General features: G+C 63.5%; 13 protein-coding genes. 6 read left to right on the top strand and 7 right to left on the bottom strand.

The window, feature by feature from the left end; all coding sequences use genetic code 11:
• Positions 1 to 250: 250 nt before the first annotated feature.
• Together ACTZWT_RS02580 and ACTZWT_RS02585 are read right to left on the bottom strand one after the other, a co-directional pair.
• A complete protein-coding gene (locus ACTZWT_RS02580) occupies positions 251 to 433 on the bottom strand; it encodes a hypothetical protein (protein WP_444768147.1) in 183 nt (60 codons plus the stop codon).
• Positions 434 to 740: 307 nt separating this feature from the next.
• Positions 741 to 905 (bottom strand): hypothetical protein, encoded by a 165-nt coding sequence (locus ACTZWT_RS02585; RefSeq protein WP_444768148.1) that lies wholly within the window; start codon positions 903 to 905, stop codon positions 741 to 743.
• Between the two features lie 849 nt (positions 906 to 1,754).
• Here ACTZWT_RS02585 and ACTZWT_RS02590 point away from each other — a divergent pair.
• Positions 1,755 to 2,513, top strand: coding sequence for a VIT1/CCC1 transporter family protein (locus ACTZWT_RS02590; protein WP_444768149.1), 759 nt, complete (start codon positions 1,755 to 1,757; stop codon positions 2,511 to 2,513).
• Positions 2,514 to 2,574: 61 nt separating this feature from the next.
• On the opposite strand, the gene ACTZWT_RS02595 is transcribed toward ACTZWT_RS02590, so the two are convergent.
• The 4 genes from ACTZWT_RS02595 to ACTZWT_RS02610 all read right to left on the bottom strand — a co-directional run bounded on the left by ACTZWT_RS02595 (position 2,575) and on the right by ACTZWT_RS02610 (position 4,468).
• Positions 2,575 to 2,928, bottom strand: coding sequence for a Spy/CpxP family protein refolding chaperone (locus ACTZWT_RS02595; RefSeq protein WP_444768150.1), 354 nt, complete (start codon positions 2,926 to 2,928; stop codon positions 2,575 to 2,577).
• A 133-nt stretch (positions 2,929 to 3,061) separates the two neighbouring features.
• Entirely contained in the window at positions 3,062 to 3,406 is a 345-nt protein-coding gene (locus ACTZWT_RS02600) for a hypothetical protein (protein ID WP_444768151.1), read from the bottom strand.
• A 203-nt stretch (positions 3,407 to 3,609) separates the two neighbouring features.
• Positions 3,610 to 4,140, bottom strand: a complete 531-nt coding sequence (locus ACTZWT_RS02605; protein ID WP_444768152.1) for a response regulator transcription factor — start codon at positions 4,138 to 4,140, stop codon at positions 3,610 to 3,612.
• 94 nt (positions 4,141 to 4,234) lie between these two features.
• Entirely contained in the window at positions 4,235 to 4,468 is a 234-nt protein-coding gene (locus ACTZWT_RS02610) for a hypothetical protein (RefSeq protein WP_444768153.1), read from the bottom strand.
• A 317-nt stretch (positions 4,469 to 4,785) separates the two neighbouring features.
• Here ACTZWT_RS02610 and ACTZWT_RS02615 point away from each other — a divergent pair, with 317 nt between their 5' ends.
• The 5 genes from ACTZWT_RS02615 to ACTZWT_RS02635 all read left to right on the top strand — a co-directional run bounded on the left by ACTZWT_RS02615 (position 4,786) and on the right by ACTZWT_RS02635 (position 9,944).
• The gene (locus ACTZWT_RS02615) at positions 4,786 to 5,202 is read left to right on the top strand and encodes a response regulator transcription factor (protein WP_444768154.1); all 417 of its coding nucleotides are present in this window, start codon (positions 4,786 to 4,788) and stop codon (positions 5,200 to 5,202) included.
• Positions 5,203 to 5,216: 14 nt separating this feature from the next.
• Positions 5,217 to 5,885, top strand: a complete 669-nt coding sequence (locus tag ACTZWT_RS02620) for a LuxR C-terminal-related transcriptional regulator (RefSeq protein ID WP_444768155.1) — start codon at positions 5,217 to 5,219, stop codon at positions 5,883 to 5,885.
• 95 nt (positions 5,886 to 5,980) lie between these two features.
• On the top strand, positions 5,981 to 8,212 hold the full coding sequence (locus tag ACTZWT_RS02625; protein WP_444768454.1) for a PAS domain S-box protein: 2,232 nt from the start codon (positions 5,981 to 5,983) through the stop codon (positions 8,210 to 8,212).
• Complete coding sequence (locus ACTZWT_RS02630; protein WP_444768156.1) at positions 8,209 to 8,904, top strand: response regulator; 696 nt, start codon at positions 8,209 to 8,211, stop codon at positions 8,902 to 8,904. Before ACTZWT_RS02625 ends, ACTZWT_RS02630 begins: the two co-directional genes overlap by 4 nt.
• Positions 8,901 to 9,944 (top strand): glycoside hydrolase family 113, encoded by a 1,044-nt coding sequence (locus ACTZWT_RS02635; RefSeq protein ID WP_444768157.1) that lies wholly within the window; start codon positions 8,901 to 8,903, stop codon positions 9,942 to 9,944. The genes ACTZWT_RS02630 and ACTZWT_RS02635 overlap by 4 nt, the downstream gene beginning before the upstream one ends.
• Here the strand turns inward: ACTZWT_RS02635 and ACTZWT_RS02640 are convergent, their stop codons facing one another.
• Positions 9,945 to 10,721: a transporter gene (locus ACTZWT_RS02640; protein ID WP_444768158.1), complete on the bottom strand. Its 777-nt coding sequence runs from the start codon at positions 10,719 to 10,721 to the stop codon at positions 9,945 to 9,947.
• Between the last annotated feature and the right edge of the window lie 37 nt (positions 10,722 to 10,758).

Here is a 10,758-nt window from a genome sequence, read left to right on the forward strand (position 1 = left end):
ATCTCGCTGACGTGTCTCTTGGACGCGTCGCCGCGACAATGCTGAGCATAACGGCTCACAACCGCGCTATCGCAGATCCGTTCCGATCGCGGCCGGCAGCGGGGCGAACAGCGAGCTCAATGAGCGACCGCCGCTTCGCAAAATATGGCTTGGGAAGGTTTCGGTGTTCGACGCCGCGGCGATCTGCCGATCTCGGAGTGAACGGCGGCGACGCGACCGGCGCGCAATCAATCGCGACGCCGAGCCACCGTCAAACCGGGCTCACCGGATCGTCCGGGCCGCCGGCCTCGATCTGATCGGTCCAATAGCGCGCCATTCGAATGCAGTGCGCCTTCAGCTCCGGATTGAGAGTGCCGCGCGACAACTGCATGAATTCATTTGCAAGACGCGCGCATTCCAGATCACGCTTCCGCCTATCGTCGAATCTGGACACACAGATCTCCTCACGCGAGGCCTGTGGTCGCACAGCCGCTTGCGCGCTGTCGGTGGTCCACACCACCGAGCGGCGGCGAAAAGCTGTGAAAACGTCGATCTGTGAGCCGATTTTGCGGGCAGCGGCGGATTGGTTCGGCGTTGTGGTATCGTCGGTTGAGAAACGGCGTCCGCGCCGCCATCCCGGAGACGCCCGGCACATTCGGCGCCGACGCGATCCAGCCGACGCAGCGCCCGACCGAAATCATCCGCCCGGTCATCTACGGCCTGACGCCGCTTCCCGAAACTGTCGGGCCTGACGGATCCGCCTACTGGACGTTCGGCTGCCACGACAGGTCGTCGGACCATAGATAGACGATGATGGCCGCCAGGCAGAGCACGATGCCGATCCAGAAGGTCGGCGAATGATGAATTCGCCTCCAGTCGCGCCCGCCCGCGGCGGGCGTTTCTCGATCGTGCTTGTGGTCGGTCATCGGTCCATCCATCCCGTTCGCGGCAGACTTGCTAGCGCTTCGCCGACTCGGCTCGCGCATCCGCCTTGTCCCACGCCGCCCTGTTGCCAGCCAGAGGCACTCGCATGTTTCTCGCCCGGCTCGTCGGGCTCTGCGAAATTGCACGGATGAATTGTAAGTGAAAAGAGCAATAGGGAGCATCCAACGCAACCCTTTCGTGACTGAATTGTTTGATGACCTCCGGCTGTCGGCAGCCGACGTCTCGTCCGCGCACGATTTGAATCACGGAGCTGGGTGTATTGCCCCGATCGACAATGAACCGCTCGTCAAGCCTTCAAGTTTCTGGACCATCAGGTCATGGGCCTGGGCAGCACGGAGCCGATCACCACAACAACGGCCGCAATGGCGCCGGCGACCAGCAGCCGGACGCGTCCGGCGGCGGGCCGATCGATAGCCGACGCTGCGATCGCCAGGGCTGAGGGGAGCGACACATGGGGGATCGGGGGGAGCCCACCAATCTGAGCGTGACATCGTCCGATTCGGCGCCCGGCTCGACCGGCACCCAGCGGAACATGCGCACGCGATTCCGGTCCGGCAGTTCGGAGCAGGATGCCAGGGAAGCTCTGGAGGCTGCCCGCAAAATGAAGCCGGGGCCGCAGCGCGCTGAAGCCCTGAAGCAAGCCGGCCTCCTGCAGTTTGCAGCCGATTGCGAGGGCATTCAGCTTGCAAAGAGGGGCCGTCCTCGCAAGTAACTTCCCCGATCGACGACGCAACGATCCCCGGGCGCCCCGGGCGGGCTGCAGCTCAACGAGCCGAAGCACCGACGTCCGCTCGGATTCGTTGCACACCCGCGGAGAATCGCATTGAGACATGGCGTTTGGGCTCGTCGACGAGTCTCGATCTTGCACCCCGTCCCGGAGCCGCTTCGTGATCAGATCCGTCCGCCCCAAGGAGCTCCATCTCGTCAATCGTATCGGATGGCTGCGCGCGGCGGTGCTGGGGGCCAATGACGGGATTATTTCGACGGCGAGCCTGATCGTCGGCGTTGCCGCGGCGGCGGCGCATCAGAACGATGTGGTGATTGCCGGCGTCGCCGGACTTGTTGCCGGCGCAATGTCGATGGCCGCGGGCGAATACGTCTCGGTGAGTTCGCAATCCGACACCGAAAACGCCGACCTTCGGCGCGAGGCGCGCGAGTTGCGCGATGATCCCGACGGCGAGCTCGACGAACTCGCCGAGATCTACGTCGGGCGGGGCGTCGACCGGATGCTCGCCCGGCAGGTGGCCGCACAATTGATGAAGTCGGATGCGCTCGGCGCGCACGCGCGCGACGAACTCGGCATCACGCTGACGACGACGGCCCGGCCGGTGCAGGCCGCCCTCACCTCGGCGCTGACATTCACGGTGGGTGCCGCGATGCCGCTGCTGATTGTGATCATCTCGCCCGCGAACCTGCTGATCCCTCTGACATCGGCCGCTTCGCTCGGGTTCCTCGCCGTGCTCGGTGCCGTAGGCGCCAGGGCGGGCGGGGCCAACATCCTGCGCGCCACGATCCGCGTGACGTTCTGGGGCGCGCTGGCGCTGGGGCTCACGGCCGGCATCGGCAAGATTTTCGGAACGATCCTCTAGGGTCTTGCGAGCAGCCGTCAAGCTGCTCGCGATCGAGGCTGTCCGGTCGAACGCGCCTCACTCAATCGGAATGCCGATAGCGCCCCCTGCTCGCCAGCGCTTCGGCGAACCGCTGCTTTTGCTGCTCGTCGAGGCTCTCGTAGAGCGGCTGGGCGGCATCGGCGAGTTTCTTGTGAAGATTGCCGCGCTCGATCTGAGCATCGCCATCCTTGCGGATCTGATCGATCAGATTCGGCTTGCCTGGCTGGTCGGCCTGGTTGGCGCGCGCATTGCGCCAGGAGGCCCGCTGTTCAGCCCGGGTTTTCCAGACCTCGACGATCGCCGCCTGGAATCCGGCCCAGTGCTTGTCCTGATCCAGCGTGAGGCGCAGATCGACCTTCATCTGGGCGGCGCGAGCCGCCGCCTTGTCGGCCATCTGGCTCTCGGTCAATTCCGTGCGAACGGAGCGGTCCGACCGGTCCCGTGCGACCGCCGGACCCGTCACGACGCCCGCCAGCAAGGCGGCTGTGGTCAGAACGACGAGTGCTTTCCGCATGATCGTTTTCCTTTCAAGGTTGGCTCGATTGAGACGACCGTGACTGCCAACCGGCGTCCACATCGCTCGAAAACGCTCCAGAGGTGCCGCTCGAGCGCCCGACGGGGTTTGATACCAATCGTAGTGGACGCCCCCCTTCGCCGGCCGACAGCGGCCCCGGGACATCACGCCAGGCCTGCGCCTTCATCGGGTCATCGGATGAACACGCCGAGCTCTTGCCGGCGCCGACTGACTTTGGACAACCGCGGCAGGACGGAAATTCAAAGGCGCAGAACAGACCGTCCGGATCATTGAGGAAGCCGTGGCCCCACTTTTTTGCCAGCGCGCATACGAACTCTTCCTGATCGAAAAGGGGCATGATGCATCTCCACGATGGGGCGGGAGCAAATGCACTCTCAGTCACCGATGGTCTGCCAAAGGCTGGGCGGTGATGAGCTATCTTTAATGATCGGCCGCACCAAAGCTGGTCAGAACGGACCACTGACGCGCGTTAATGATTCGGCGGCGCGAAGGCCGACCGACGGAGATGCAAGTCCGAGCTGAGTGCGGTTATCTAATCGATCACGGCGCTCCTTTGCAGGACAAGTGCCGCCGCGCGATCTCCCCCGTCGCGGTTCGCTCGAAGCGGGATCGATTTTCAAGGCGCTCATCGTGCGCGGCCTTCGGGAACGGGTCGCCGCATCGCACAACCCCGGCGGATATTGCATTGGCCGCGGCCACAAGACGATCGATCGAGTGCACTGCACAAAGCAGTTCGCTCGAGGAGAACGGCTTCGCAAGCGTCGAAGCCGCGCCAAACGCAATAGCGGCATTCAGGAAGCGGGGGGCCGTCGCGCCACGCCGACGTCGTGATCCGGAAATCGCCAGGATCCGCAGCAACGGCAAGTGCCCGTGGAAATGCCGAATTGTCTCCAGCCCGTCCATCGTCGGCATGAAGATATCGACGATGCCCAGATCGAACTTCATCGTCACGGCCATCGACACGGCTTCCCGGCCGTTGTCCGCCTGGGTGACGTCGTGTCCGGCGTCCGCCAAAACACGGCCCATTGCGGCACGAACGTCGTCGTCATCGTCGACAAGGAGAATTCGCACGTCATCGCCTCACCATCTCTGCGGACGCCGCTCCCGATCGGTCGGCCTGATGCCCGCCGCTGGACCGCCATCCGCGTATTGACCCTGCCGCGCCTTACAATGGGAACAATACACGCGTGCCGCGCTTTGTAGTTGCGACGCTGCCGAATGGAACTTTTGTCGGGCCTTCGGCGACGACATTCCTGAGCACGGTCTGGGAAAGGCTCACGACAAGGCTTCTCAGCTTCCGGTTTTCCGATCTCAGCTTTTCAATGACCCGGTCGCGTTCGTCCAGATGATCGGCGGAGTATCCAGTTGTTGCATCGCGGTCCGAGGACACCTGTTTCATCGCCAGTCCTTTGATGATGACTGAGACCCCATCGATCATTATCCGATGGGCATGATCCGATGGGTCGAAGACGCGTCGATCCTGACGGCGTAGCATGTTGCAGACTAGTGACACGGATTCGAGCCGGCCAGTTCGCAACAATGCGTACAAATTTGCTTCTCTTCGTAAGTACTTGTCTCGGGGTTTGTGATCGCTTTTGATCAGACGAGTGTCAGGTTGCTTGCAAGAGTGGAGCGACTCAATCGCCGACGCTCGATAGGAGATTTCCTGATGACGACACATGGCGCCTCGGAACTCCGGCTGTTGCGGCCGTTGCATTGACGGCTTCTGTCCTCATCGTCGATGACGACCCGTCGATCGGCGCGGCGATCAACACGCTGCTGCACTATCGAGGTTATCGCACCACATACGCCGCCGATGCCAGTTCGGGGACAGAGGCCTTTAACAAATACGCCTTCGACCTGGTGCTGGCTGATATTTTCATGCCGGGCGAAAACGGACTGAGCATGATCTCCCGTTTCCGTCGGACCTCGCCGTTGGTTCCGATCATTGCAATTTCAGGGCTGCGCTTCCGGACGGACGGCCCGCGTCTCGATTTCCTCACGATGGCCCGAAAGCTCGGGGCCGCATCGGTGTTGCGCAAACCATTTTCCCCGATGGAACTCATGTCGGCGATCGATGCATGCCTGGTTCAGGGGGCTGCTCTCGATTGCACTGCGCAACTGAAGCGCTGAGAAAGGATCACCAAATGCCTCTGAAGCGCAAACAATTCGATCCCAAATCAGTCGATCCCAAATCTTTCGATCCCAAATCTTTCGACCCCCAGTCACCCGCAGCCGCGCGACTGTCCGGCGATCAGGGCCTCAACGGAAGCCACGTGGAACCGGTGTCATCGGCCTCGATGTGGGCGACCGACGAGATCGGCGCTGCGATCGCGCACCAGATGAACGAACCGCTCACCGCACTCCTCTTGTATCTCTATGAGATCAAGCACCGGATCGAGGTCTCCGGCGTGACCGAGGAAATCGGCGGGGCCAGGTCGTTGCTCGAAACCGCGATCCAGGAAGCCAAGCGCGCTTGCGACATCATGGACCGCCTGAACTACGCGGGGGATCGTCCTGCAGACATCGACAACACCATCGCCCGCGGACGCCACAGCGTCGACGCCTGGCGGCATACGCTGGATCCACCGACCGGACTCGAATCCTCCCGGCCTCCCGTGTTGGTGCGAAGCCCGCTCACGCCCCGGGAACGCGAGGTGATGGCGCTGATAGCCGGAGGATCTTCCAACAAGGAAGGCAGCCATCGGCTCGGCATCAGCACCCGGACCTTCGAAGTGCATCGGGCCCGCGTCATGGAGAAGATCGGCGCCCGGAACGCAGCCGATCTGGTTCGAATCGCGCTCAGCACGACATGAGCACGGCCGACAGTAGTTTCGGCGAAGCCGGGGTTCCGTACCTGTCGGAAGTTCCGGGTGGTCCCGGCGTCGAACGGCACAAGCTCGCGGGAGACATGTTTCGGCTCGCTATCGAGGCCAGTCCGATGGGCATGTTGATGCTGAGTGGTGACGGCAGGATGGTGATGGTGAATGCCGAGATCGAACGACAATTCGGCTATGATCGGGAGCGGCTGATCGGGCAGACGGCCGAGATGCTGATTCCGCCCCGCCTTCGCCAGGATTACGCCCGTCACCGCGACGGCTTCAGCCGACGTCCGGCGACCCACCGCATCGCGGCAGGACAGCAGTTCTTCGGCTTGAGGCGGGACGGGAGCGAGTTCTCGGTCGAGATCGGGCTGACGCCCGTCCAGCTGGAGCACGATCACCTTGTTCTGGTGGTCATCGTCGACGCCAGCCAGCGCCAGGAAGCTGAACGGCATCTGGCTCAGCTGGAGGGAAAATATCGCGGGCTGCTCGAAGCAGCGCCGGACGCGATCGTCGTCGTCGACCAGTCCGGCGATATCGTGCTTCTGAATGTTCAGGCCGAGAAGCAATTCGGCTATCACCGGGACGAGCTTCTGGGGCAGCAGGTCAAGAATATCATCCCGGAGGGCTTTGCCGAGCGTCTGATCGCCGACAAGCTTCGATCGGTCGAGGATGCGCGCGCCCAGCAGATCGGAACCGGCATCGAACTCATCGCGCGCCGCAAGGACGGCAGCGAGTTCCCGATCGAAATCATGTTGAGCCCGCTCGACAGCGCCGATGGGGTGCTGGTCACCGCCGCGATCCGGGACATCTCGCAGCGTAAGGACGCTGAGCGGCATCTGGTCCAGATGGAGGGCAGATACCGGGCGCTTCTGGAAGCGGCGCCGGACGCCATGGTGGTGGTCAATCAGGGCGGCGAGATCGTCCTGCTCAATCTCCAGGCGGAAAAGCAATTCGGCTATCGGCGGGACGCGTTGCTTGGACAGAAGGTGACCAACATCATTCCCGCGGGATTCGCCGAGCGGCTGATCGCCGACCGGTTGCGATCCCGGGAAGACGCGCTGGCCCAGCACATGGGCGCCGGCATCGAACTCACCGGCCGGCGCAAGGACGGCAGCGAATTCCCGATCGAGATCATGCTCAGTCCGCTGGAAAGCGAAGACGGCATCCTGGTGACCGCGGCGATACGGGATATCAGCGCTCGCAAGCACATGGAGCGGCTCAAGGATGAATTCGTTTCAACCGTCAGTCATGAACTGCGTACGCCGCTGACGTCGATCTCCGGCTCGCTCAGCCTCCTGGTCGGGCAATGGACCGGCAACTTTCCGGAGCCGGCGGCACGGCTCGTGGCCATCGCGCACAAGAACAGCCAGCGGCTGGTGCGCCTCATCAACGACATCCTCGACATCGAAAAGCTCGAGGACGGTCGTGTAGTCTTCAATCTGTGCCGGGTCGACGCCCGCATCACCGTCGAGCAGGCGATCGAGAGCAATCGTGGGTTCGCCGAAGGCTATGGTGTCAAGGTGCGGCTCGCCGCCGCATCGGCGAGCGGCGAAGTCAATGCCGACCCCGACCGTCTGGCGCAGGTGATCACCAACCTGCTTTCCAACGCGATCAAGTTTTCCCAGCCGGGGCAGGAAGTGCTGGTCGCGGTCGAACGATGCGACGACCTTGTCCGCATTTCGGTTCGCGATCGGGGCTCCGGAATTCCGGCCGCATTCCGGATGCATATGTTCGAAAAATTCGCCCAGGCCGACGCGACCGATGCGAGGCGAAAGGGCGGCACCGGCCTCGGCCTCAGCATCGTCAAGCAGATCGTCGAACGGCTGAATGGCCAGGTCAGCTTCGACGACGCGGCCGGCGGAGGAACGGTGTTCTGCGTCGATCTTCCGGAGTGGACGAATCCGGTCGACGACGCATCGCCGGTTCCGCACTATCGAATTCTGCACCTTGATGACGACCCGGACGTCCTGGCAATCGTCGCCCATACCCTCAGCGCGACCGCCCAGGTGATCTCAGTGAATTCGCTTCAGGGCGCACGACAGATCCTGTCGGTCGACCGGATCGATCTGGCCGTGCTGGATCTGGCGCTCGGCGAGCATTGCGGGCTGGAATTGTTACCTGATTTGCACGACCTCGATGGCAATTCCATTCCGGTGATCATTTTCTGCGCCGGCCCGATCGAGCCTGCCTATGACCGGCAGGTCCGCGCAGCCCTGATCAAATCCAAGACCCCGCTGGATTTGTTGCTGGCGACAGTCCAGAGCTGCCTGGCCCGCCCCGATCGACGCGAACGTCGCGAACGCCGCGAGGTCGCATGACGATTCGTGTCCTTCATGTCGACGACGAGCCGGACATTCGCGAAATCGCGGCCATCTCGCTCGGTCTGGATTCGGAATTCATCACACGCAGTTGCGGATCTGGCTCCGAAGCCATCGCCGCCGCCGCCGAATGGCCGCCCGATATCATCCTGCTCGATGTCATGATGCCGGAAATGGATGGTCCGGCGACGCTGGTCCGCTTGCGCGCAAGCACGACCACCGCGAGCATTCCGGTGATCTTCATGACCGCGCGCGCCCAGACCCGTGAACTCGACCTGTTCCGGTCTCTCGGCGCCGTCGGCGTCATACCCAAGCCGTTCGACCCGATGACGCTCGCGGCCTCGGTGCGTTCGCTGATCGAGCCGGTCGACAGCAAACTCGCGCGACTGCAGAGCGATTTTCTGCACCGGCTCGACAACGATGTCGCCAGGCTGAAGCAACTCGCCGGCACTCTCGGCAAGGCAACGCCGACGAAAGCGGGCTTGAAGGAGATCGGCGAGATCGCTCACGGCCTGGCTGGCGCCTCCGGCGTTTTTGGCTTTCCGCAGCTCGGCGACCTCGCCGCCGACCTCGAACATGCGATCGCCGACGAGGTCATCGGTTCGGCCGATCTCGGCACTGTGAATCGCTCGCTCGATCTGCTGCTCGCGGGCATCTCGGCACGTGACGCTGAGAAGGACTTCGTAATGTGACCCTGGCGCCGGGCAGATCAAGCGACCGGTGTCGGCGCTCTTCCCCGCTGCTGACGGCCCTGACTCTGGCGCTGACGATCGCAGCAACCAGTCAAGCCGTCGCTCAGCGGCTCGACGGCTTCAACCTTGTCGCAACCACGGGCCATCCATTCGGGAGCGCCGACGCCGAGCGCTCACTGAGCCTCGCCAGGCATCTCGGCGCGCGCGCCGTCGCTATCATTCCGTTCCTTTGGCAACCGACGATTTCGAGCTCCGAGATCGGATCGGGCAGCGAGATGCCCGACCAGGCCCTGCGGATCGCGATCCGCCAGGCCCACCGGCAAGGCCTGTCCGTCGTCGTGAAGCCTCACATCTGGGTGCCGGAGAGCTGGGCCGGCGCGGTCGAACCGGATTCCGAGGCGGCGTGGCGGATCTGGTTCTCCCGCTACCGGACCGAGCTCGAGCGGATCGCACGGATCGCGGCCGAAGAAGGAGCCGAGCGACTGTCGATTGGTACTGAACTCAAGAAGACCAGCCACCGGCCGGAGTGGATCGAGCTGATCGCCGCCGCACGCCGGATCTTTCCCGGGCAATTGTTCTACGTCGCCCACAATGTCGAAGAGGCCGAAGCGTTGACGTTCTGGCCGTTGCTCGACGCGATCGGCGTGTCGCTCTATCCACCCTTGGGAGCCGACGACGATCGCGCCGGCAGGCAGTCGGTGATGCGGGGCGTCGCCGATCGCCTCGAACTGTTGTCGCGCCGCGTCGACAAACCGATCCTGGTCGGCGAAATCGGTTTGAGATCGGCAAAGGGCGCGACGGCGAAGCCGTGGGAAAGCGCGGAGGAACGCGTCGCCGAACCCGATCAGCAATTGCAGGCCGATGTCATCGCCGACTGGCTGGCAGCGCTCGACCGCCCGTCCATCGGCGGCGTGATGATCTGGCGCTGGTTCACGGACCCAGCGGCCGGCGGCGCCGCCGACACCGATTTCACCGTGCAAGGCAAGCCGGCGCAAGCCGTGTTGTCCTGCGCCTGGACCGGAATCTGCAGCAAGCCCTGATCAGAACCTGAACCAGGCCCCGAGCACCAAGCCGTTTTCCTGCAACGCGTTTCGTCCCGCATAGGTGGTGTAGCCGCCGACCTGCAGCGACAGCGCCGACGTCAGGGCGTAGACCGCGCTGAGTTGTAACTTGTGATACGCGAAGCTCGCATATCCCCAGCTGCCCGTTCCTTCCGAAACCACGTTGAATGATTGCGCCAGCAGCAACCAGCGCTCCTGCGGCCGAATGCCGAAGGTGATGTCGGCCCGGAATTCGTCCGGCGGGCCGCCCAGCCTGAACCGCTGCGCGATCTGGACATCGACGAAGGCCGGCAGCCCTCCCAGCGTGGAGCTGTATCCCACCAGACCGCGGACATCGATTTCGGGGTCCGTGTATCCGATCGCCGCCACGTTCGACTTGTCGTAGGTGCCCGGAATCCGGACGGTCGTCTGCGCCGACACCACCCATGAGCCGTCGGTCCAGAGCCGCACCCTGCCGCCGAGATCGGTGTAGCCTAGTCCCGTGCGGCTGGCGTCGATCGGCGCGGCGATGTCGACGTACTGCAACGACGGCGAAACGATCACCGTGAACCAGTCGGTGATACCGTATTCGATCCAGGCCTGCGACTCGACCTTCCGGTAGCGTGGGATCCGCTGCTGCGTACCGGTGCCGTCGAACGCCTTACTTGCCGCACTGGCCGTTGTCGTGACGTATCCGTATCCCTGGCCTTGCTGCAGCGTCCACGCGGCGGCGAGCGCTGCGGTGTGAGACGCCGTCATGCCGATTGCGGTCAACACCCCGAGCCCTATGAATCTGCGCACCTCTCCGCACTCC

This window comes from Rhodopseudomonas sp. NSM (assembly GCF_052445935.1).
In the GTDB taxonomy this organism is placed as follows: domain Bacteria; phylum Pseudomonadota; class Alphaproteobacteria; order Rhizobiales; family Xanthobacteraceae; genus Rhodopseudomonas.